At 53.8% G+C, this 23,474-nt stretch carries 20 protein-coding genes and 1 pseudogene; 13 read left to right on the plus strand and 8 right to left on the minus strand.

Translation table 11 applies throughout. The features are described 5' to 3' along the window. Positions 1-73: 73 nt before the first annotated feature. A complete protein-coding gene (locus ACLD72_RS21240) occupies positions 74-1,822 on the plus strand; it encodes an ABC transporter ATP-binding protein (RefSeq protein ID WP_410999257.1) in 1,749 nt (582 codons plus the stop codon). Beyond that, positions 1,812-3,059 carry an ABC transporter transmembrane domain-containing protein gene (locus tag ACLD72_RS21245; RefSeq protein WP_410999255.1) on the plus strand — a complete coding sequence of 416 codons (1,248 nt, stop codon included), beginning with the start codon at positions 1,812-1,814 and terminating at the stop codon, positions 3,057-3,059. The genes ACLD72_RS21240 and ACLD72_RS21245 overlap by 11 nt, the downstream gene beginning before the upstream one ends. On the opposite strand, the gene ACLD72_RS21250 is transcribed toward ACLD72_RS21245, so the two are convergent. The 3 genes from ACLD72_RS21250 to ACLD72_RS21260 form a co-directional block, all read right to left on the minus strand. After that, entirely contained in the window at positions 2,977-3,609 is a 633-nt protein-coding gene (locus ACLD72_RS21250) for a response regulator (RefSeq protein WP_410999253.1), read from the minus strand. The two genes, ACLD72_RS21245 and ACLD72_RS21250, sit on opposite strands and share 83 nt — an antisense overlap. 60 nt (positions 3,610-3,669) lie before the next feature. Then, the gene (locus ACLD72_RS21255) at positions 3,670-5,442 is read right to left on the minus strand and encodes a sensor histidine kinase (RefSeq protein WP_410999503.1); all 1,773 of its coding nucleotides are present in this window, start codon (positions 5,440-5,442) and stop codon (positions 3,670-3,672) included. A 579-nt stretch (positions 5,443-6,021) separates the two neighbouring features. Next, a complete protein-coding gene (locus ACLD72_RS21260) occupies positions 6,022-8,334 on the minus strand; it encodes an FAD-dependent oxidoreductase (RefSeq protein WP_410999251.1) in 2,313 nt (770 codons plus the stop codon). A 236-nt stretch (positions 8,335-8,570) separates the two neighbouring features. On the opposite strand from ACLD72_RS21260, the gene ACLD72_RS21265 reads away from it, so the two are divergent. From ACLD72_RS21265 to ACLD72_RS21300, 8 genes are all read left to right on the plus strand, one after another. Beyond that, a complete protein-coding gene (locus ACLD72_RS21265) occupies positions 8,571-9,800 on the plus strand; it encodes a PucR family transcriptional regulator (protein ID WP_410999249.1) in 1,230 nt (409 codons plus the stop codon). Positions 9,801-9,959: 159 nt separating this feature from the next. Further along, positions 9,960-10,628 carry a cysteine hydrolase family protein gene (locus ACLD72_RS21270; protein WP_458476141.1) on the plus strand — a complete coding sequence of 223 codons (669 nt, stop codon included), beginning with the start codon at positions 9,960-9,962 and terminating at the stop codon, positions 10,626-10,628. Next, positions 10,625-11,527, plus strand: coding sequence for a transporter substrate-binding domain-containing protein (locus ACLD72_RS21275; RefSeq protein WP_410999245.1), 903 nt, complete (start codon positions 10,625-10,627; stop codon positions 11,525-11,527). The genes ACLD72_RS21270 and ACLD72_RS21275 overlap by 4 nt, the downstream gene beginning before the upstream one ends. A 49-nt stretch (positions 11,528-11,576) precedes the next feature. Continuing rightward, positions 11,577-12,278: an amino acid ABC transporter permease gene (locus tag ACLD72_RS21280; protein ID WP_410999243.1), complete on the plus strand. Its 702-nt coding sequence runs from the start codon at positions 11,577-11,579 to the stop codon at positions 12,276-12,278. A gap of 31 nt (positions 12,279-12,309) precedes the next feature. After that, on the plus strand, positions 12,310-13,005 hold the full coding sequence (locus tag ACLD72_RS21285; RefSeq protein WP_410999241.1) for an amino acid ABC transporter permease: 696 nt from the start codon (positions 12,310-12,312) through the stop codon (positions 13,003-13,005). Between the two features lie 22 nt (positions 13,006-13,027). Continuing rightward, positions 13,028-14,224 (plus strand): M20 metallopeptidase family protein, encoded by a 1,197-nt coding sequence (locus tag ACLD72_RS21290; protein WP_410999239.1) that lies wholly within the window; start codon positions 13,028-13,030, stop codon positions 14,222-14,224. Between the two features lie 47 nt (positions 14,225-14,271). Further along, positions 14,272-15,006 carry an amino acid ABC transporter ATP-binding protein gene (locus tag ACLD72_RS21295; protein WP_410999501.1) on the plus strand — a complete coding sequence of 245 codons (735 nt, stop codon included), beginning with the start codon at positions 14,272-14,274 and terminating at the stop codon, positions 15,004-15,006. A 63-nt stretch (positions 15,007-15,069) separates the two neighbouring features. Next, on the plus strand, positions 15,070-16,005 hold the full coding sequence (locus ACLD72_RS21300; protein ID WP_410999237.1) for an AEC family transporter: 936 nt from the start codon (positions 15,070-15,072) through the stop codon (positions 16,003-16,005). 81 nt (positions 16,006-16,086) lie between these two features. Here the strand turns inward: ACLD72_RS21300 and ACLD72_RS21305 are convergent, their stop codons facing one another. Next, positions 16,087-17,805 (minus strand): restriction endonuclease, encoded by a 1,719-nt coding sequence (locus tag ACLD72_RS21305; RefSeq protein ID WP_410999235.1) that lies wholly within the window; start codon positions 17,803-17,805, stop codon positions 16,087-16,089. Further along, positions 17,802-18,041 carry a stalk domain-containing protein gene (locus tag ACLD72_RS21310; RefSeq protein WP_410999233.1) on the minus strand — a complete coding sequence of 80 codons (240 nt, stop codon included), beginning with the start codon at positions 18,039-18,041 and terminating at the stop codon, positions 17,802-17,804. Before ACLD72_RS21310 ends, ACLD72_RS21305 begins: the two co-directional genes overlap by 4 nt. Positions 18,042-18,111: 70 nt before the next feature. Here ACLD72_RS21310 and ACLD72_RS21315 point away from each other — a divergent pair, with 70 nt between their 5' ends. Then, on the plus strand, positions 18,112-19,275 hold the full coding sequence (locus ACLD72_RS21315) for a DUF4261 domain-containing protein (RefSeq protein WP_410999231.1): 1,164 nt from the start codon (positions 18,112-18,114) through the stop codon (positions 19,273-19,275). Positions 19,276-19,571: 296 nt separating this feature from the next. On the opposite strand, the gene ACLD72_RS21320 is transcribed toward ACLD72_RS21315, so the two are convergent. From ACLD72_RS21320 to ACLD72_RS21330, 3 genes and pseudogenes are all read right to left on the minus strand, one after another. After that, the gene (locus tag ACLD72_RS21320; protein WP_410999229.1) at positions 19,572-20,477 is read right to left on the minus strand and encodes an ADP-ribosylglycohydrolase family protein; all 906 of its coding nucleotides are present in this window, start codon (positions 20,475-20,477) and stop codon (positions 19,572-19,574) included. 69 nt (positions 20,478-20,546) lie between these two features. Then, a complete protein-coding gene (locus ACLD72_RS21325; protein WP_410999227.1) occupies positions 20,547-21,338 on the minus strand; it encodes a TatD family hydrolase in 792 nt (263 codons plus the stop codon). Positions 21,339-21,424: 86 nt separating this feature from the next. Next, positions 21,425-21,751 (minus strand): annotated as a pseudogene (locus tag ACLD72_RS21330) (RNA 2'-phosphotransferase); the annotation flags it as partial. A 460-nt stretch (positions 21,752-22,211) separates the two neighbouring features. Here ACLD72_RS21330 and ACLD72_RS21335 point away from each other — a divergent pair. Beyond that, positions 22,212-22,616, plus strand: a complete 405-nt coding sequence (locus ACLD72_RS21335; protein ID WP_410999225.1) for an RrF2 family transcriptional regulator — start codon at positions 22,212-22,214, stop codon at positions 22,614-22,616. Positions 22,617-22,749: 133 nt separating this feature from the next. After that, entirely contained in the window at positions 22,750-23,412 is a 663-nt protein-coding gene (locus tag ACLD72_RS21340; RefSeq protein ID WP_410999223.1) for a nitroreductase family protein, read from the plus strand. Positions 23,413-23,474 lie beyond the last annotated feature (62 nt).

Raw genomic sequence — 23,474 nt, forward strand, 5'->3', positions numbered from 1 at the left:
CGGCTTTATGGCCGGGACATTTAGGCGTATGATAAAATGACAATAAATCATTGGGGAGAGGACGGGATGTTTCGTGCAGGGAAAAACTTTGCTGCTTCATCACATCAGATCGCATTTGCCGTTTTACCTGACGGCCGTTGGGTTCCTGGCGGTTGCCAACATCACGTATTCGTATTTCCCGAAAGTGCTGGGGGAGTTTACCGATCACCTGCAGACGGGAAATTTGACGAGAAACGGCGTCATTTACCACGCCTCGATTCTCGCCTTGATCGCGCTCGTTTACGGAGGCTGCTTTGGAATCGGCCAATACATCAACCATCGCCTCGGCCGCATCTTCGAATTTCGGGCCCGCCAGCAGTTGTTCGGGCACTTTACCCGCTTAAGCGAATCTTTCTTTTCCAAAAACGGTATCGGCAAGCTGCTGAGTTACGTGATGAACGACGTGACCGGCGTGCGCGAATCAATTGCTAATGGATTAAATCAAATGACCAATGCGTCGGTTTTGCTGATTTCCGTCATCGTGATGATGGCGGTGAGCGACATTCCGGCGCTTTTGATCGTAGTCAGCGTTTTGCCGCTGGTCGCCATCCCGTTTATGGTCGTCCGCATCGGCCCGCTGATTCGCGACCGCTCGCGGAAGGTGCAGGAGTCGCTGGCGGCCATGACCGAATCGGCGGAAGAACAGTTTGAAGGCGTCAAAGTGACCAAAAGCTTCGCCGCCGAAGACACCGCCTACCGCCGGTTCAGCGAAACCGTTGACCGGATTTTAGGCAATCAGTTGTCCCTGGTCCGCATCACTTCGTTGTTTCAGGTGCTGCTGCCGTTCACCGGCGCAGTGTCGATGGCCGTCGCTATCGCCTACGGCGGCATTCTGGTGACGCGCGGGGAGCTGTCGCTCGGCAACTTCGTGGCGCTGACGCTGTATTTGCGCATGATCATGAACCCGCTGCGCCTGATCGGCAACGTCATCAATGCCATGCAGCGCTCCAGGGCCTCGCTGGACCGGCTGAACCGGCTGCTTGCCGTGAAGCCGGACATCCGCGAAGCCGAAGAGGCGCTGCAACTCGAGGACCGGCCGCTGAGCATCGAAATCAGGAATTTGACCTTTTCGTATCCCGAAGCGGTCAGACCGTCGCTTACGGATATCCGTCTTCGCTTAAAGCCGGGCCAAACCTTAGGCATCGTTGGCCGGACGGGCAGCGGCAAAACGACGCTCGTCAAGCTGCTGCTGCGGATTTACGACCCGCCGCGGGGAACGGTGTTTATCGGCGGCGCCGACGTCCTCGACTTGTCGCTGGAGAGCCTGCGCTCGCAGATCGCTTACGTGCCGCAGGACGGCTTTCTGTTCAGCACGACGATCCGCGACAACATCGCTTTTTTCAACCGGGATTCAGAGCTGAAAAAAGTCGTGGAAGCATCAAAGCTCGCCGATCTGCACGACAATATCGCCGCCTTCCCCGATAAGTTCGAGACTAAGCTGGGCGAACGCGGGCTGACTTTGTCGGGCGGGCAACGCCAGCGCACCAGTCTGGCGCGGGGGCTGATCAAGGACGCTCCGATCCTGCTGCTGGACGACAGCGTCAGCGCGGTTGACGCCGTGACCGAGACGAAGATCCTAACCAATCTGCGTTTGGCGCGCGAGGGCAAAACAACAGTGATCATCGCCCATCGTATCAGCGCCGTGAAACACGCCGACCATATCCTCGTGCTTGAGGACGGCCGGATCGCCGAGCAGGGCACGCATGAGCAATTGCTGGATGCCGGCGGGTTATACGCCGCGCTGCACGCCATTCAGGAAGGAGGGGAAAGCGATGCCGGCTAAAACCATGGAACAAAGTCCGAAAAAATACGAGCTATCCCCGGAAAACCGGCGCAAGGCTTTCTCCGTCCTTTTCGCGTACGCCAAGCCTCACCGCAAGGCGTTCATCGGCGTGTTCGCCTTTGCGTTCGTGGCGATCGCTGCCGATCTTCTGCAGCCGGTACTCATTAAATACGCCATTGACGAAAAGGTGCTGTTCGGAGCACACGGAGCTAGTATCCTGTTAACGCTTGCAATCACGTATTTGCTGTTGGAGGCTGTCAGCGGCATATTTTCTTATTTCCAGGCCAATATGCTGCAGCGCGCCGGCCAGAGCATTGTCGCCCGCTTGCGCAAGGACCTGTTCCGCCACATCACCGGGCAGTCCATGTCCTTCTTCGACCGCAGCTCGGCCGGCGGGCTCGTCACCAACGAATCCAGCGATACGGAGACGATTAACCAGTTTTTTACCCAAGTGCTGTTAAGTCTTGTGCGCGACGGGTTGTCGCTCATTTTGATCGTCGTCTTCATGTTCGTCCTGGACGCCCGCCTCGCCTTGTACTGCATGATCCTGTTTCCGATTATTACGGCCATTTCCCTGGCTTTCCGCAAATATTTGCGCACCTGCTACCAGCGGGCCCGCACCCTGCTGTCCCGGCTGATCGCCTTCACCGCGGAAAATTTGACCGGCATGAGCCTGATCCAGTCCTTCCATCAGGAAAAGGAGCAAGCGTCGCGGTTTACGCAGCGGAACACCGTCTACCTGCAGGCCAACCTGCAGGAGGTGCGGGCTTCGGTACTGTTCAACCGCTCCTTCGATATTTTGGGCAACCTGTCCGTCGCTTTTGTTGTGTGGATCGGAGGCATCGCGGTGCTGGGACAACGCATGGAGTTCGGCGTGCTGTACGCGTTCATCAGCTATATCCGCCAGTTTTTCCAGCCGATCAACGCCATCACCCAGCAGTGGAACACGCTGCAATCGACGATGGTATCGATGGACCGGCTGTGGCGCATCTTCTCCGTCGAACCGGAAGTCAAGGGGCCGCAGCCGGAGGATGCCGTGCCCGTCGACCTCGCCTCCGTTCGCGGCCGGATCGATTTCAACCGCATCCGGTTTTCGTACACCGCAGGCCAGGAGGTGCTGCACGGCCTGGATTTGCATATCCGCGCGGGCGAGTTCATCGGCATCGTCGGCACGACCGGCGCAGCCTCCCCCGGCCCGGGAACATCCCCAGCAACGAGCAGCAGTGATCGTAATTAAACGGCAGTGCCCCGGTCAGCCCGGTGACGATCAGCGGCCGGTCTCCACCCCAGTCGTACCGCTTCAGCTCCTCCAGCTTTTCTTTTTCATCCCCGCTAAGCTCCTTGCCCAGTATACTGCGCCATAGATAACCCACCCGGTCGCTTAACGCCAGCTCCTGCTGCCGCTCCAGCTTCTCCAGCTCCACCCTGGCTTTGCCGAGCGCCCCGAGCAACTCCGCGTCCTCCATCGAGAGCTTTAGGATGTACCCAGTGGCGCCATATTCCAGCGCGGCGCGCGCATATTCGAATTCGCCGGCACAGGTCAGCATGATGAAGCGCGCTTCGCTGCCCCGGGACCGCGCGGCTTTCAGCAGCTCAATGCCGTCCATGTAAGGCATAAAAATATCTGAGATGACGATATCCGGGTCCAGCTCCTCCAGCCGCTCCAGCGCTTCCCGGCCATGCGCGGCTTCACCGGCGATGGCGAAGCCGTGGTCTTCCCAGGGAATGGCCTGGCGGATCGAGCGGCGGACGAAAGGCTCATCTTCCACGAGCAGGATTTTCCACATCGGTCTGTCCCTCCTCAAAGTTTTGTGAGCATTACTTCCTGAATCAGCTTCGAGCAAAACTCACTTCGAAAGCAGAGGCTTCTGGTATGGCAAAGCAATCAGCAGCGGCATCTCCAGCACGGCCATCGCCCCCTGCTCCAGCGGGACCAGCGTCAGCGAGGACTCCCGCTTGAACAACAGCTCCAGCCGATCGCGCAGGTTGCTGATCCCGATGCCTTTCCGCTTGCGGGCTTGTTCCGGCCGGGCGCCGGCAAGACCCTGACCGTTGTCGCGGATCTCCAGCCGCAGCTTCTGGCCCGCCCGCATCGCAGCAATGCGGATCGCCCCTCCTTCCCGCATATGAACAAGGCCGTGCTGAATCGCATTTTCGACCAAGGGCTGCAAACTGAGCTTGGGCACCAGCGCGTATTGCAGTTCCTCATCGATCTCGTATTCGGCCGTAAACGCATGATCGTAACGGAACGATTGAATGTATACATAAGCTTTGACCAGCTCGATTTCCTCTTTGAGATGAACGAGATCCACCTCGCTGTTGAGGCTGGATTCCAGCAGGCGGCCGAGATTCTGGCAAATTTCGAACGTGCCCATATCCCCGTGGTTCCGGGCGTTCCATTTGACCGTATTCAGCGTATTCAACAGAAAATGAGGATTCATTTGCGACATCAGCATTTGAAAATGAAAAGCTTCCTTCTGCCGCTCCTCGGTCCTCAGCCGGGAAATCAGGCCGCGGATATCGTCGATCATGGCGTTAAAGGTTCTAGCCAGCACCAGCAGTTCGCCTTTGAACTTCCGTTCGGGGATGCGGACGTCCAGGTCCCGGTGCACCAGTTCCTTCATCGTCCGCTGCAGCGTGCGCAGCGGGCGGAGCACGGAGGCAACAATCGCATAGGTGATGGCGATAAACACGATAACCGTGAGGGAAAAAGAGACGATCACCTGGTTTTTCATCGCCCGGATATTCCCCGAGAGCGCTTCCAAAGGAAACCGCGTCACCAGCGTCCAATCCAGATTGGGCAGGTAGATGCCATTGTATATGAACATATTGTTCGTGTCGGAGACATAACGGGAGGGGGCGTTTGAGAACAACCCTTCCATCCCGGCCAATTGGGCCGCCGTATGCTCATCCTGCGGCAGCAAAATCGGCCGCCGCGCGCCGTCGAACAAATAGTAGGTTTGCTTCACTTGAAAACCGTTCGTAATCGACTGCAGCCAGGTGCGGATATCGAGACTGATGCGCACATAACCGAAGGTCCGGCCGTCCACCTCCTGCAGCCTGGCGTAAAGCGAATACAGCTCCGCCTGCGGAAAAATGTCCTGCAGCACGTCCCGGGACTCACGCACCGCCCAAGCGTAAGATTGGCCCGTATCCGTCAGTTGCTTGAATTCCGGCTGGCCCGTGATTTCCGAACTCGTTACTCGGCGTACGGAAACCCCTTCCTCCGTGGTCGTGTAAACATGGCCGTAGTTATCCACCAGCGTAATATGCACCGGAATAAGCGCGTTGCCGAGCCCTTGCTTGAGCTCCAGCAGTTGATTGCCCATCTGCAGGGTACGTTCCGCCTCAGCAAAATCGTCCGGCCGCAGCAGCATCATTTTTAGCCCCGGCTCGCGCTCCAGTTGCAGCATCGCACCCAAAACGCCGATCCGGATATCCTCCATGCCGTTTTTCAGCAAATTCAGCTGCGACACGTTCTGCTGCGAAATATTCGCTTTCATGTTCGTTTCCAACTGGTTGATGCTCCTCAGCTGCAGGAAGCTGGAAGGGACCAGCACGAATAACAGGATCGACAAGAACAGCCGGTTTTTGATGCCGGACGGCCACAAGAACTTCATACCTGCCACGCCGCTCGCCTCCTCTTCCATCGTAAGGTTGTTTAAAAAGCCGCCTTCTGCAGATCACTTTTTGAACACGCAATTAAAGGCAGTATATCACAGGAGTTCCGGGACCGGAACAGGCCGCTCCCGGCATCCGGAGACGCCGAAAGCGGCTAGTAGACGATTCTGAAAATAACATTAGCATGATGGCAAGTGAAGACTTGAGAAAACGGAAAAATTAGTCAATTGAAGGTCTCGGGTGACAACGTAAAGGAAAAAAAGGGCGCTATTCAGCGATATCCCCCATGTTGCGTGAAATAAAGGAATTTTATGGCGTTATTCTCACGATTTAGTGGTGAAAGGCCGCTTTTCAACCTGTTCATCGAAACACAAGACCCTAAAGTTCCCCTTTTGGTGATGAATAGGCTCAAATTCGGAAAATAAGCCCCTTAAGTTCCTCTATTTTATGGGGACGCTACCTGAGCGCGCAGGACTAATATAGAACAAAGTGATCCATGGCCCCCATCCGCAAATAAGCCATATTATTTCCGGATCATTCTACTAGTTTAGAAGGAAACGCCCGATGGCCTGGCTCCGTCAGTTTTCATAACAGCGGATTTCCGCGATAGCCGCCGCAGGATCACCGTTGGTGGCGTGGATCACGATCCGCAGCCGGGAAGCGTTGACCCCGCCGGGAAAATCATGTGTGCGGCGCTGCTGATAGTTGCCCTGCACCCGCAGCAGCTCGCACCACTCGCCGTCCACAAAGGCTTCAATGGCGTATTCCTGCGGGCACTGCGGATCGCGGTAAAACGGCTCGTAGGCGTGGTATTCCCGGAACAGATGGCCGGGAAAAGTCAGCTCGACGCGGCCGATCCGCTTCGGCTCCGCCCATTCCAGGCCGGCCCATTGCGGCAGCGGCTCCGCCGGGTTCGAGCGCCAAACGTTGGTGTAGTCGTAAGGGCGGGTCACCCCGGACACCACGCCCGCGGCTCCATAGGCCGGCTGCGGCGGATCGACGCGGAAGCTGAGCGTGCCGCCGTCGCGGTAACGGCGCATCCTGCCGCCGCCCATCTCGTACGCAGAGACGTGACCGGGCAGCACGGTGCCGGCCATATGCCACTCGACGCCGGGATTGGCGAGCAGGTCGAGCCGCACGTACGTGCCGGGTTCAAGCCCGTCCGCCGCCGTCAGATTGACGGGCCATTCGATCCAGCGTTTACGCCCTGGCGGCACGGTCAGCTTGGCCTTCGCCAGCGGCGTGCCGGCATCGGCACGGTAATCCCAAATATGCCGGACCGGCAGCAGCTCGGCTTCGACCGTCTGCGGCTGAACCGTGCCGTTGCTGAGGCAGACGGACAAGCTGCGGATTTGCGCCGTGCCGACCGCGATCCACTGTCCTCTACGATGCTCCAGCGGCTCCGCAGCTTCCATAAATCCCTCTGCCGCCTTGCGGAATCCGCCCGTCCGATCGCGGCTTTCCGGCCCCACGCCGTACACGAGCTCCGTACTGCTCGCCACCGCTTTCGCGCTTCTGGCCAAATCGGCCGGGTCCTCGTTGCGCACGTTCGGCAGGAAGCAGCCGTCCCGCAGCAGCCGCTGCTGCACTTCCTTGATGCAGACGTCGGGCACGTCGGCCACCTCGATGCCTTTTTGCAGCGCCAACGCCGCAGCTGTCCCCGCCGCCTGGCCCATCAGCGCGGTCGTCGCCATCACCCGCACGGTGCCGAGCGCCGCGTGGCTGACGCTGACGTTGCGGCCGGCCATCATCAGGTTGCCGACATCCTTGGCCAGCATGATCCGCAGCGGAATGCCGTAAGGGCCGCAATAGCTTTTGACCGCGTATTCCGTCGTTTCGGCATAACCTTCCGCACTGGCCGGTTCAGCCGTCGGCGCCAGCAGCCCGCCCGCGGTATGCAGGTCGATGAACCAGCCGCCGTAAGCCACCTCGTCCGGGAAAACGGTCAGGTTCAATAGATCGTGCTCTGTCATGAAATACCGCCCCATGATCCGCCGGCTTTCCCGTTTTCCCGGCACCTGGCCGATCCAGTCGAGCGCCAAATTGGCCGAGCGTTGCTTCAGCTCGGGATCGCCGTTTTTGATCCAGTCCCATATCCCCAGCGCATGCCGGGTCAGCTCATGGCGGATATCCTCATTGCCGTAAATCGTATGCCACGGCACGCCGATCTCGATCCACCAGAACCCCGCCATCAAATCGTAAAAATGCCGCCCCTGATTATAAAAATAAGCCGGATCTTCATGCTTCACCGCCCATTCCGGGGCGCGGAACGGAACAGAACGGCCCATATCCTTGGCCTTAAGTTGGATCGAGCTGCCCATCGTATCACTGCTGGCTTCAAGCGGAGCATGGAGCTCGCCGAATTCGCCGCGGCTTTCCGTGCCCAGGCGCCATTCGCAGCCGGCCATATCGGCCACGACGCCGTCGCCGGTGCAATCGATAAACACCCGGCCCCGGATGGTCAGCTCCGTCTCGGCGTTCGCCACCCGAGTCTTCACCGCGCGGATCGACTCCGGACCATCCATCTCCACCTCCGTCACCGACGTGTTCAAGTGGAACTTAAGATTCGGCGTCGACACCATCATGTCATAGATTGTCATGTCCCAGACGCTGTTGGTCCATCCGTTCTCGCGGATCGGCTCGTGGTTTGCGGCCCGTTCCTCGATCAGAAGCTCGGAGATGATCCCCGTCTCCCTGGCATAGGCGTGAAACTGGGCCGCGCCATGCGTCGTGACCCGCACCTCCGACGAGCTGTTGCCGCCAAATACCGGGCGGTCCTGAATGATACAGACACTCGCCCCAAGCCTGGCCGCCGCCACCGCCGCGCTCACCCCGGCCAACCCGCCGCCGCAGACGACGACATCGTATGATTCCGTGCTCGATTTGTTCACTGTGCTTCCCCCTATGGACCTCGTTTTTTCCATTGTAAATCCGGTTCATCCTTAGGAACGATCAACATATCTTGGGGATGCACTGCACAAATCCTTGCTTCCTCAAAAACTTAGATGAACCTGTCTGGAAATTTCAGAAATTGTTATTACGGTACATATTTTAACGATATGTGTTACTATAAGTTACATAAAACATACTTTTCGCAAAATTTTCATTACATCAGGAGGGGATGCGTATGGCCATACAAACTTCGGATTTGCTTCAGCTGCCGTTACTTAAAAACATGAAGCTGCTGGGAGGCAAAAAAGGACTGAGCCGGGTAGTGACATGGCCGTACATCGGCGGCGAGGATTTTTCGCTAGAGTGGACGCGCGGCGGCGAAATGCTGTTTCTCATGAACGCCGGGGGCCGTGAGGAATCCGGCGGATTGCGGAAATTGCTGGCCGATTGCGCCTCCAGAAACCTGGCCGGGTTGATTCTGCTTCATCCGCCGGAAAGCACCTTGGCCAAGACCGAACTGGCGCAGTTGGCGGACGAATTGGACTTTCCGCTCCTGGAGCTGTCCGGGAACATAAAACCGACCGAAATCATGAGGGGAATCGGCGATGTCATTTTAAAGCAACAAAATGAACGCCGGCATCTCTACGATATGATTTATGAAATTTTATACGGAGCGCACGCCAACGTCGCGGCTGTCGAGAGACAGGCGGCGTTTTTCGGATATGATTTGAGCTCGGCGCATCAGGTTTGCGTGATCCGGGCAATCAACTTCGAGCACATCGCCTTAAGCTCCGGATATGCGGAAGACGATGCGCGGGCCGAATTCAAAAGCTATTTCAATCAAGTCGCGTTAAACGCTGCCGCGCAATACATCCAGAACGTCATGGCTATACCGAAAGGCGGCAATGAAGCGGTCCTGTTGATTCCGCTCAAACAAAACCACGATGAAAAAACGAGAATGAAGCAAGTGGAAAATTTTTGCGAGCACGTCATGAACATGTTTATCGGCCTGAAAGTCAAAGCCGGAATAGGCGGTGTCTCGGAAGTGGTATGGGAATGCAGAAAAAGTCTGAAAGAAGCGGAGCAGGCGCTGCAAATCGCCGTGAACACGGAAAACGCCCGAATCGTGACGAAATTTGAGGACTTGGGCATGTTTCGGGTTTTATACAAATTTCCCGATATCTCCGTGTTGGATGAGTATGTGCAGTCGCAATTGGGACCTTTGCTGCAATACGACCACGTCAACGACGGCGAACTGGTGAAGACGCTGCAGACCTATTACGAATGCAAGCTAAACCTGAATCAAACCGCCAAGGAACTGTTCATCCATCGCAATTCGCTAATGTACCGGTTCAAAAAAATTGAAGAACTGATCGGCAAAAAACCGGACGATACCGCAGCATATCAATCGCTTTTCTTCTCCATATTGCTCTATCGCTTTATAAGTGTGCAAGGTGAACGATAACTCTCCGGACATTCTGTGCAATCCGTATGATGATTAGGTGCCTCACCGTCCAATATACTAGATATGTAAGAAAACCATTCTGTTTTGAGAGATAAAACAAAACATCATAAGTGAGGTAATCTAACAATGCAGGCTTATTTTGATGGAGTTCCAAAAACGTTGAAGGACGGCATTTTTCACGATCTTTTTCTCGATCCGGCCAAAACGGCTGTAATTACCATTGACATGCACGACGGCCATCTGGCCGACGACCCGGAGTGCCCGTCGCCGGCGCCGCGGGGAAGGGAAATCATCGAGCCGATCAACCGCTTCACCGAAGTGTGCCGGACGCTGAACATCCCCGTTATCCACGTGCGTTCCGTCCTGCGCAAGGACGGCTCGGACGACATTCGCGGATATAAAAGCGCGTGGCGGATCTTATCGGAAATGCGCGATCAACCGCTGCCGTTCGCGGACAATCACGCACTGGAAGGTACCAAGTGGACGCGCTTCTCGGTGCGGGTGGGGGAAGAGGATTACACCGTGGATAGCAAAAAGCGGCTAAGTGCTTTTTATTCTACGGATCTTGAGCTGCTGTTGCGCAACCTCCGAAAGGAAACGATCGTCTTGACCGGGGCCCTGACCGACTGCTGCGTCTTGAATACGGCGTGCGATGGAGCGAACCGGGATTTCCGAGTCGTCGTTCCGCAGGATTTATGCCGAGGATATCTCGAGTTGGAACAATCGGCCTTGCAGATTATTTCCAGGTACTTTGGGCTTGTGGTGGATTCGGAAACTTTAATCAAGCAGTGGAAAAAAATGAGATTTGAGGAGATGGATGAGAAATGACCAGACAAAAAGCGAATGGAAAGAAAGTGAGTCGCGTTTCATTATGGTTGGCGGGCATGGCCATCGTTACCGGCTTGGCCGGCTGCTCCTCCGGTTCGGGCAACGAATCCGGCCCCGCGCCGGCAGGTTCCGGCCAGGAGGTCGAAGTGTTGACGGTCGGGATCGGCAACGTCATTCCTCCGCAATTTTACGTCGACGAAAACGGCGAGCTTACCGGTTACGATCATGAAGTTCTGCAAAAGATCGATGAAAAACTGCCGCAGTTTGAATTCAAATACGAGCAGCTTGAGCTGGCGGCAACTTTGGTCGCCCTGGAATCCGGCAAGATTCAAATCGCCGACTGGCAGTTCGGCAAAACGGCGGAGCGGGAGGAGAAATTCCTCTACCCGGACGAGCCCTACGATATCGGCGTACTCAAGCTCATCACCCGTAAAGACGACACGGAACTCAATACGCTCGAAGATATGGCGGGAAAAAAGATGGCGCAAATGCCGACGTCCAGCTTTTACACCTACCTGAAAAAGTTTAACGAAGAACATCCGGACCAAAAAATCGACGTGCAAACGGTCGACAGCCTGCCCGTGGCGGATGCGATGAAAATGGTCGAATCGGGCCGTATCGACGGCACCCTGGCTCTCGCCGGCACTTACAATAAGCTGAATGAGGAACTGCAGCTGGATACCCGTTTAGGCGGCACCATCGATGCGTATCCCGTGTATCAGATCCTCCCCAAAGACCGCCCGGACATCAAGGAAGCGATCGACGGGGCGCTGAAAGAATTGCGTGAAGACGGCACGCTTTCCGAGTTGTCGAAAAAATGGTACGGGCTGGACAACTTTGCCGAATACGAATCGTTCACGGGCGGCCAATCGTCATCCAACCAATCCTTTGGCGGGTAAATCTTGAAGCGGCGCACCGGAGAGATCCGCGCCGGTAAGGAGGGGCTTCATGGAAAAGTTTTTCGACGTTGAATTTATGCTGCGCTCCATTCCCAAAGTGATCGAGGCGCTCCCCGTCACCCTTTTGCTGTTGGTACTGTGCATGATTTTCGGCTTGTTGTTGGGCGGTCTGCTGACATGGATGAAAATAAGGGGCCATCGGTCGCTGCAAACGGCAACGGGGGTTTACGTCTCATTTATGAGGGGAACCCCTCCTCTCGTTCAGCTGTTTTTGATTTATTACGGATTGCCGAACCTGCTGGCGCAATTGGGGCTTAATGTTGGTAGCTGGGATAAATTGGTTTTTGTAATTATTGCTTTTACATTAAGCAACGCCGCTTATCTGTCCGAAACGATACGTTCCGCCTATTTGGCCGTTCCGGCGGGGCAGCATGAAGCGGCGCAAAGCGTCGGAATGACAGGTTTCCAGTCGTTTCGCCGAATTATTTTACCGCAGGCGCTCGCGGTGGCGATTCCCAATCTCGGAAACAGCCTGCTGATCGTTTTTAAGGATTCCTCCCTGGCCTTCAGCATCGGCATCGTAGATCTGTTAGGCAAAGCGAAGCTGATCAGCGCGGCGGGATACGGAGCCAAAAACTTGGAAGTGTTCGTCGCCGCAGCGTTCGTCTACTGGATTTCCTGCATGATACTGGAGTACGGAACGGGCCTGCTGGAGAAACGTTACAAACGCAAGATGGGGCTGTCCGTATAGCGGACCCGGCCGAAAGGGACGTGAAAAGCAAATGGACTTTTACCTGGAGCAATTTTGGAAGTTGTTGTCGGCAGCGCCGATTACGCTACTGCTCAGTGTCACCGCCATGTTTTTCGGCATGATCATCGCTATGTTTTGCGCGCTTGTGCTGATTTACAAAATACCGGTGATCCGAAGATTGGTGACCTTGTATTTATCGGTCATGCGGGGGACGCCGCTGTTGGTTCATCTGTTCATCGCCTATTACGGCATTCCGAAGCTCGCCGACGCGGCAGCCGAAGCGACGGGGCTTCCACTCTCGGTCAACGGAGTACACCCGATCGTCTTCGCGATCATTGCGCTAAGTCTTGAACGTTCGGCCTATCTGACCGAAGCGATCCGGTCCGCCCTGCTATCCGTGCCGAAGGGGCAGATGGAAGCGGCGTATTCCGTCGGCATGACGACGAGCGAAGCCTATCTTCGGGTCGTGTTCCCCCAGGCGTTCGTCGTGGCGATACCGAATTTAGGCAACTTATTTCTCGGGGGAGTCAAAGGGTCTTCGCTCGCATCGGCGGTGGCCGTGGTCGAAATGATGAACATGGCCAATATCGAGGCGACCGATTCCTACAGGTTCATGGAAATCTATGCGATCGTCTCGCTGATCTACTGGGGCATGTGCATCGCCTTTGAACAGTTGTTTGCCAGAATGGAGAAACGGATGGGGCATTTCCGAAAATCACTGCGTTAATCACCGGAAAAGGAGAAGCATTATGTTGCCTGATATTTTGGATGACGATGAACTAAAACAATGCGAAAAATACTTAATCGGCCTGCGCCGCCACTTTCACCGCTTCCCGGAGCTGGGAGGGCAAGAAAAAGAAACCTGCGCGAAAATCGCCGGCGAGCTGGAGCAAATGGGGATTCGTGTTCGCCGGGTCGGCCACGCCGGCCTCATCGGCGAACTGACGGGCGCGCTGCCGGGCAAAACGCTCGTTCTGCGCAGCGACATGGACGCCATCCCCGTTCAGGAAAGCTCCTTCAATCTGCTGCGGGAGAAAATCGTAATTTCCGAACGCGAAGGCGTCGCCCATCTCTGCGGACACGACGGGCATATGGCGATGCTGCTTGGCGCGGCCAGGCTTCTGTCGCAGCGGAAGAACCGGATCAAAGGACGGATCTTGTTCTGCTTTGAGGAAGGCGCGGAGAAGGTGATCGGGCTGCAGGCGATGATGGACGCGCTCGCGGGAGATAAGGTCGACGGCGCCTGGGGGATATACCTCGAGTCTTCCCTGCCGGCCGGCGGCTTTGCGGTGGAAGCGGGCGCACGGCTGGCCGGCGCCATCGGGTTTCAGATCGCGGTTACCGGCGAAGGCGGGCACGGTTCACGCCCAGACAAAACGATCAACCCGATCGATTGCTGTGCGCAAATCGTGGGTGACATCCAAGGCATGATCGCGCGAGAAATCAATCCTTACGAGAATGTGGTTCTGTCCTTCGGCAAAATCGAAGGCGGAAGCACGTCCAACATGATTCCTGATACCTGCTCGATGTCGGGAACGATGCGTTTTTTTGACCGGAATGTCGGTTTGCATCTGCAAAGCTCGTTCGGGCGCTGGGTCGAGCATATCGTCACCGCTCACCGCTGCCAGATCAGCATCGACTATTTCGGGCGCGGCATGCCCGTGGTCAACCGTCCCGAGGATGCCGCGCGGGCGCGGGAAGCGATCCTCAAAGTGGTGCCGGAAGCCGAAAGCAACTACAGTTTACCGCCGCAAATGCGTTCGGACACGTTTGGGACTTATATCGGCGAGTTCTCCGGCGTGTTTGTGTTCTTGGGGATCGATAATCCGAAGCTCGGCACAGGGGCGGACGGCTACACGCGAAAATACGACCTGGATGAATCCTGTCTCATCAAAGGGACATTAGCCACCCTGGAATATGTAAAGCTGTTTTTGGGCTGGGAATAACGATTACCTATTGGAGAAAGAGGAGGGCCATTATGACGACAGAGCCAATGGTGCAGCTGAGCAACATCCACAAATCTTTTGGCGCGCTTCATATTTTGAAGGGGGTAAACTTGTACGTCGGCAAGGGAGAGGTCGTGGTCATCCTCGGTCCCAGCGGATCGGGCAAAACTACCCTGCTCCGCACCATTAACTTCCTGGAAAACGCCGACGAGGGCAGCGTTACGGTCAACGGTTTTACCGTGAAATGCCGCCATCCCCACAAAAGTGATGTGCTCACTTTGCGCCGCAAAACGGCGATGGTGTTCCAGAATTACAATTTGTTTCAAAACAAAACGGTGTTGGAAAACGTCATGGAGGCGCTGGTCACCGTAAAAAAAATGAAGCGCGAAGAAGCGGAAGCCCGGAGCCGGGACGTACTGGAGAAGGTCGGCCTCAAGGAAAAGGCGGACTTCTACCCGACGCAAATTTCCGGCGGACAGCAGCAGCGCGCCGGCATCGCGCGGGCGCTGATTCTAAACCCGGACGTGATTTTGTTCGATGAACCGACGTCCGCCTTGGATCCGGAACTCGTGGGAGAAGTGCTTGCGACGATCAAGGCGGTCGCGAGCACGGGAATTACGATGATCGTCGTGACCCATGAAATTTCGTTCGCTCGCGAGGTCGCCTCCCGCGTCGTGTTCATGGACGGCGGCAATATCATCGAAGAAGGAGGAACGGAAGAGCTTCTCACGAATCCGCGGGAAGAGCGCACCAAACAGTTTTTAAAAAGAATCACTTCATGAGCCGATGGTGTATGAACTACCGGGGCCCGTTTCCGTTAATCGGATATTCAGAAGGAGCCAGTTATGAGCTTAATTACAGCCTACAATGAGATTATTACCTTATTTTTCATCATGTTGATCGGCTTTGCCGTGATCAAATACAAAATCGTAACGGATACCTTCCGCAGCGATTTAAGCAATTTTCTGTTTTACGTCAGCATCCCGTGCACGATGATACGCTCGATGAACCAGGAATTTTCACGGGACAAACTGCATGACGTGCTGATCATGGTCGGCATGAGCGCAGCCTTCCTCGTTTTCGGATATGTGCTCCGCTGGTTCGGATTAAAGCTCCTTGGCGAAACAGATGTAAGGCGCAGAACGGTTTACGAATTCACTTTCGTCATCACCAATTACGGCTTCATGGGCTGGCCGGTGTGCTACGCCCTGTTCGGCGACGACGGCATGTTCTATTCGGCCATTTTTGCGATCCCGATTAACATCGTATTTTATATTCTTGGCGGCCTCATCTTTTCCAAAATCAACGGCGACAAAGAAACGATTGGCTGGCGCATTTTGTTGACTCCGCCGAACATCGCCACTTTACTCGGCATCCTGCTCTTTTTGTTTTCCGTGAAAATCCCCGGGATTTTCTCCGGCGTCATCGATTTGATGTCGGCGACGACCACGCCGTTGGCGATGGCGGTGGCGGGTATGATGCTGGCCGCATTCAGCCTGAAAAAGGTGTTTACCAATCCGAAAGCATTTGTGTTTGCCGGCCTGCGCTTGCTGGCGCTGCCCCTGCTGTTCTTTATTTTGCTTAAAATATTGGGCTTCGGCGGACTGGTCCTCGCCATTCCTGTTATTATCGCCGCGATGCCGACTCCGCCCAATCTGACGATATTGACGGAGCAATACAAAGCCGATTCGTATTTGGCGGCGCAGCTTATTTTTATTACGACATTGGTATCCGTGCTTACGATCCCGGCCATCGCCGCCGTCGTCGGATCCGGTCTATGACTAAACTTTATAGCTAGGCATGTACCTTGAGCATCCTTTGGGATGCGATTGGGTCATGCCTTAGCTTTTTTGTGACAACCCCTAATTTCCCGATAGTATTTTCTTAGCTTCCCGAAGATCAATTCTCGCATGATGCCCATGTTTCTCTAGAAGGTGCAGCAAGTTTGATCCATTTAATAAGGTCAGAGGTTTATCTTTAGCAAATTCGTATGAATCAGGACCGTAGTCTGCGGTGGAAACAAGAATCCCTTTGGTCGCCCCTTCATTAACCACTGTCCCATATAAATCCCGAACCGCCGAAACACTAACAACATTCGTATATCTTTTTGCCTGTATTACAATCTTGCCGCCTCTGATCGGATCCGGATCGAAAGCAACCGCATCAACGCCTCCATCTCTACTGGCTCTTGTTACTTTAACTTCCCCGCCACTGCTCTTAAATTCCTTTTCAAATAATTCACGAATCAGATGTTCAAAATCTTCCCAATCCATCGCGGCCAAATTCGTTGATTCATCTAACTGGTCCGTAACATCATAACTATCAACGAACCTCTTATCGGATTTACTAATTTGCAGAATCGGCTTAACCGGACTTAACGCACTTAGCTTGCTGCCGGCTATGCCCTTTAAACTCTTAAAACATGTTTTGGGATCAACATTTGCCAGATCGATGTCTGCAAACTGCTCCTTCTTCACTTGAATAGTTATGATGCAATTATTCTCTTCCTTGCCGGTCGCTTTATTGATTGAGTTAACCCAACCATTGAAAGAAACAGCCTCAATGGCATGCGCCCGATCCGCCTCAAAAATCTCATGCATTGTTCTAAGAGCTATTTTATACATTGCTTCATCAAACATTTTTGTGACTTGATTTTCCGTAAGCTGGGTTTCCTTTAACTCTTTTTTGGATGTTAAATATTTGACTTCTTTCAAAGTTGGAAAACACTCGATCGACGGTAATTGATACTCTATAATAAGTATTTTGGTTTCATTACTGTACTCTAACTCAAAGCTTTTGGGAAAAGACTCGGGATAAACCGAATTCTCCAACACCATTTCGCAATATTCCACCACGGAATCTTCATTTAGATTGAAATATGCTTCCTTCATCTCATCAATTTTTTTGTTATATTCATCTTGTTCCTCAAGAAAAATTTTCTTCCTTTCTTCCCATTGAACAACGTTTTCTTGCCACTTTTGCACTTCCGTTTCTAATTCTTGCTCCAACATCTGATTGTAGTTATCTATCTCAAACTTTTGGTTTTCCCACATCACCATTGAAGTAGTATACCTATTCTCGTATTCTCTAATTTTTTGTTCTTTTTTCGCCTTGAATATTTTTTCTATGAAGGTGAAAACGGGCTCCTCTTTCCTAGGTGGGTCCGGGTACTCCCTTTTTGCTTTTGGGCTTGGCTTGGACGGAATTTTTTCGGGAAATTCCTCGTTCTTTTTTAATACATCCCAATTCACGGTGTCATCGATAGAAAGCGTATGGGTCAATAAATTATCAATCGTGCTAATGGCTTCCTGCGCTTCTAAGGACATTTTCGCTGCCTCTTCAATACTAGCTTCCTGTTCCGCAACCATCATGCGTCTTGTCTCAATCCTACTCCATTTCTCATCCCACTTTAAAATTTGGATATCAATTTTATTTCGCAGAATATCCATCTCTGGTGCAGAAACAACTTTATGCTCGTTTAAACCGTTGTCATACATCTCTACAGAGTATTTCAATATGCGGGTACCTGCTTGATTCCATTGTGCCTGGGTATTTCCAATCTTTATACGATTGTCTTTCACCGAAAAGAACCCCCATTTATTAAATTTAAGCGATACAATATTACAAATTTCTCCACAAAATACAAAATTCCTTGTCTTATAGCAAAACCCAATGTGATGTCCCCTGTTTTCGCGTTGAGCGACAACTTCGCACCTAGCTGATCCGCCAGAAACCGCAAAGGGACCAATGTATTCCTTTTCTCCACAATAGGGGTGATCCCTACGTTCCCATGAATTCCATAGATCTGATGAAGCATTGTACTGTCTCTCTAACGTTGGTAGAATATACCTTTAAACAGTATTTTCGCTCACAAAGGAGAGGAATAAATGACATCCCAACAGCAGGCGGCCAAGGCATCGATGGTGGGTTGGCTGGCGCATGAAAACGAGCTCGGCCGGGAACCCGGCAAAATCGAAATCGCCGGGGAATTTGATTTGCACGGCATGCACTACTACATGTTCAAGTACAAAAAGAACTTGCTCGGCAAATGGCTCCTGGGCGTATGCGGAGGTTATGAAGATCCGTCCGACACCGAGCATTGCGGCCATGTTTTCAGTGAAATGCAGCCCTATGATCCGGCCACTGCCGAGCAGGAAGCGATCGCCATGGTCGAGATGATCCGCGAGTATTGGATGAAGCGGGCGGCGGAGCTGGAGGCCGCGGAAGCGCAGGCTCAGGCTCAGACTCAGACTCAGGCGGACGGCTCTGCCGGCAATGAAGAAGACGGGAAATCCTCCGGGATTTTTAACGGGTTCGTGCTGCTCAATACCCATGAATGCGACCTGGAGTTGATAAAGGCCAACCTGCTGCAGGATTGGAATATCGCCTACTCACGGGACGAGGATGAACAGAAACACCCCGGAGAGGAAAAAGAAGGCATCCTGGTTTTTGAAGCGGAGGGCTGCACCTTGGCCGTCAGCTTTGTCGATGCTCCCGTACCGGACGGAGAAGCCGAGTTCCATGCCCAAGGCAACTATATGTGGCGCGAGGCGGTGGAGGTAACCAAAACGCATGTGGCTCAAATCATTGTGGCCACGTCTCCCCGCTCTGTCTCCCCGCTCGATAGCGGTAAAATGTATGCCAAACTGGCGGTAAGCTGTTTGAAGCTGCCGAACGCGGTGGGCATCTACACGTCCGGGACCGTCTTTCAGCCGGAGTTTTTTGTGGAGTTGGCGGAAGTGATGAAGTCGGAGGACATCATTCCTTTGCTTAATTTGATTCATTTCGGACTGGTCGGCAGCGAAAAAGGAATCAGCGGTTACACGAACGGGCTGGCATCGTTTGGCAAGGATGAAATCGAAGTGCTGGACAGCCATGCCTCGCCCGCCGAGCTGCGCGATTTCCTGATCGACCTCGCCGGGTATGTCGTCGATCAGGACGTCACGCTTAGGGACGGAGAAACGATTGGCTTCACGGCGGAGCAGAAGCTGCCGATAACACGCTCTGAAGGCGTGTATGTCGAGGGCGACAGCCTGAAAATCAAATTTTAGCAGCGGTTGCTCAAGGCAGGGGGAAGGCCCCCTGCTTTTTTCATGAAATGTCCGTAATGTTTGAATAGTTGCAAAAGATACAGTTATTGATCGGAAAATGGAGTAGGGTGCTTGTTTAATTGCAAATCCTGCAATTAAACAAGCACGATTCGATGGACTGGCGCAGATATTGGGATGTAGTTGCAGAAAATGCAATTAAAGCATATGAACCCGCTTCTTCGTTGAAATCTATTGTATGTTTTGCAACTAATGGTCCGAGCCCTTGGGAACTTTCAAACCCGTAGGCGTCGTTGTGCTTATTTCCCGCTATGGCGCCCGGAAGAAGACGTCCGCAGAGAATATAACCCGGAGACCGCCCGGTCCAGTCTATCCTTGATCAAGATCGCCGCGGTGTATTGAGCCGGAATCGCTTCGTAGCCGTAGTGGATCCCTGCCAGTCCCCCGGCGATGGCGCCGATCGTATCGGAATCCCCGCCCAAGTTGGCCGCCCGCTGCACTACTTCGCTAAAGTCCGCGCTATGCAGCAAAATATGGAGAACCCACCGGAACGTGTGTACGACAAAACCGCTCGGCTCGCAGTCGGGAACCGCTTCAAAAAGGCCTTCATATTCCGTTCCGGCCGTTTCAGCGAAAATGGCGGACCTTAAATCCTCACTGCGGAGCAGGCGGGCGGCAATTCGGTTATAGATCAAGCAGGCCTCGCCGCAGCGCGGATCGTAGTGCGTCATCTTCGACTGCATGAGCGTCACCCGTTCCATGTCGGCGCTGTCCCCGTATGCCAAAGCCATGGGCAGGCAGCGCATCAGGGAACCGTTCCCGGCGCTTTGCCCCAGATCAGCGTGTGCGTAAAAAGCAGCCTCGAACCAGTTGCCCTCGTAACTCTCGAAGACGTGGCGGATAATATTGCCGATGTCCTTCGGCCTGGAATTGTACCATTCCAAGAACAGACGACCGATGGGCTCCATCGGCTCGGCCGGATTTTCCAGAATGCCTTCGGCCACGCCAAGCGTCATCATCGTATCGTCGGTCACTTCCCCCGGCGCAAGCCGCCACACCCCGCCGCCGATGATTTCCCGCAAATAACCGTATTGCGCCTTGATCTCCCTGGGGCTCATAAACTCCGTCGTTCCGCCGAGCGCATCGCCCACGGCCACGCCGTACAGCCCGCCTTTGATTTTGCTGTATAAAATCCCTTCGTTCATGGCAACTCCCCCCGTTTTTTCTGAGTTTGAACTGAAACATTTAGCGATCGCAAACGTCAACTTACGCCGTCAGATGCAAAAAAATTCCCTCGCGGTTTGCGTCGTCATCTCGGCGACCTTCGCCGCGGTTCTGCCCGTGCAGCGGGCGATCCTTTCCACAATTTGCGGCAGAAAAGCAGGCTCGTTGCGCCGGTCTGCCGGCTTGTCCTTCAAATCCCGCGGGGTGAGGAACGGCGCATCCGTCTCGATCATCAGCCGATCCGCCGGAATGATCGGGACGAGATCCAGCAAATGGCGTCCTCTCCGCTCATCGCAAATCCAGCCGGTAATCCCGATATGGAAACCCATCGCAAGGTACGTCTTCAGCTCCGCTTCGGTCCCCGTAAAACAGTGGACCACCGCCTTTTTTACCCCGTGCTCCTTCAGGATCGAGGTGAAATCGGCGGAAGCTTCCCGCTCATGCAGGAACAGCGGCAGTTCCAAATCAAGCGCCAAGCGAATCTGCTCGGCAAACCATTTGCGCTGTACATCGCGCGGGGAGAAATCCCGGTTGTAATCCAGGCCGCATTCCCCGATGGCAACCACCTGGGGAAGCTGTGCCAATTGTCCGAGCCTTTCTATCGTCTCCTTGTTGCAGCTTTTGGCGTCATGGGGATGAACACCCGCTGTAGTGTACAGCTTTCCCGGGTGGTCCTCTGCATAACGTGCCGCCTCCTCACTGCTTCGCAGGCTTGTCCCGGTGATGATCAGAGGCGCGACGCCCTTGGCTGCCGCCCGCTCCATCACCTGCTCCCGGTCGTGATGAAACGAACGGTGCATCAAATTAACGCCGATATCGATCATTGTCATCGATGGGTTCATAGTTAACCCCTCCTTCTTATCTTAAGGCCGATCTGCTCATGGGTTTCCCGCTGCTTCGGCGTTTGCTCTACGATTCATTCCTGTTGTCATTTTTCACCCTGTATCTGTGGATTCCAAACGGTACAGCATCCCGACGGTATCCGATCGGCCAGCCATACTTCATTGCCGGCATAATAAAATGTAACCCCAAGCCGCTCCGCGTCTCGTGTGTCTATTTTAAGAATAACCAGCTCACCTCTACGGCTGCCCGCAAGCGTGGCGAAATGAGTCCCCTCCGACAAATGCACGTACTGCCGGTTCATGGGCAGCAGTCCTCCTTTCAGTATAGACGGGAGGGCATTTTTGTTGGTTCCATGGTACAACACGGCGGGAGGCTCGCCCGGGGTGTAAGTTACCCGGTCATGACTATGGCCGTTATCACTTCACTTTCTAGCCGCTTCCATTTATTGCATTATAACCTTTCCAGGACGGTTTGGTCAGGAAAGTTTGGTTTAACACAACATTCCCGCGAGGAAGTTAGGCAGGTAACACCAAGATAATCGCGTAAAACATACGCTAACCAAAATCAAAGCATAATTGCATGAACTTGCGTAAACTAAGAATTATTTTGAAACGAATCAACTTAGCGGGTATAATAAAACTCATCAACCGGGCCGTATGCGATAGCTCAATATAATCCAAAAGAGGCAATCTCCCTGCTTTGCGAGGGCCGAAGAGATTGCTTCTTTCACTTTTTGTGGCGAAACAGCTCGTCAAGCCGCTAATCGCGGACAAATACGCACACGAAACGTGGAACCTTCATAGATAGAAGTATTGCTAGGCTGGAGAAATATTTTGTGAGATTGCGGTACACTGTGAACAGGAGGGATTTTTATGATATCTAACCGGAGCGCCCAGATCGGTCCGCCGCGTTTCGGCATTGCCGTGCATGCCCTGATCTTGCTTGCCAAATGCGAGAGACCGCTTTCCAGCGCGGCCATTGCCAGCAATGTCCAATCACATGCCACATTCCTCCGCAGGGTATTGGCGCAGCTCACGCACACCGGTATTGTCGAAGCGAGAGAAGGACGGAATGGGGGCTACTATCTGAAGCGCCGTCCGGATCAAATTACGCTGGCGGATATATTTTTGGCTGTAAAATCGGATTGCTGCGAACCAGAGGTTCGTGAGGACTGCGCCTCGGGCCAACAAAAGCTCGAAGCGATTATGGGAGAAGTGCAGAAGCAGACTGTCGAACTGCTCAAGCAGCATACGTTAGCTGATTTGATGCAAGAATAATTACCGGATTGCAATGTGAGCCGGAACGTTATATACTGTACTCAGTTAAGTTGCAGTTTATAATTCGACTGCCTTTTATTTTGAGATATACTGTGCTTGTATTTAGCACAGTAATTATAAGGAGGAGAGAAGCATGTCCGTTTCACAATCGTCCCAAACGGTGGAGCAGCAGCAGTTTTTCAACGTTATTCAGGATCGGCGGTCCGTCCGCAGCTATGATCCCGAGGTAAAGATTTCGCGGGAGGAAATGAACGAAATCTTGCAGCAAGCTACGCTGGCTCCTTCAGGCGCCAATCTGCAGCCGTGGCGGTTTCTCGTAATCGATTCACAGGAGCTGAAGCAAAAACTGCTTCCGATCGCCTTCAATCAGCAGCAAGTGATTGAGGCTTCGGCTGTCATTGCGGTGCTCGGAGATTTGGAGTGCTATAAATTGGCCGAGAAAATCTACGGAATGACGGTCGATGCGGGTTACATGCCTGCAGAGACGGCTAAATCGTTCGTGGAACGCTATCAAGGGATGTTCGCGAGCATGCCTCCGGAGGCTATTCGCCGAAACGTATTTATTGACAGTGGATTGGTATCCATGCAGCTTATGCTTGTCGCCCGCGCTAAAGGCTATGATACGGTCCCGATGGGCGGCTATGACCAGGCTAAATTTGCAGAAGCGTTCGATATTCCGGAGAGATACGCTCCTGTTATGCTAATCGCCATCGGTAAGGCGGCGAAGCCCGGACACCCGACGGTAAGATTGCCGATTGAGGATGTCGCTTTCTTCAACGAAATGCCTAAAGCATGAAAAGGGCTTTTTTCGTAAAATAGCGGCTGCTGCAACCGTTGGATTTCCGGCGGGCGATCTTA

Source organism: Paenibacillus lacisediminis, assembly GCF_046567315.2.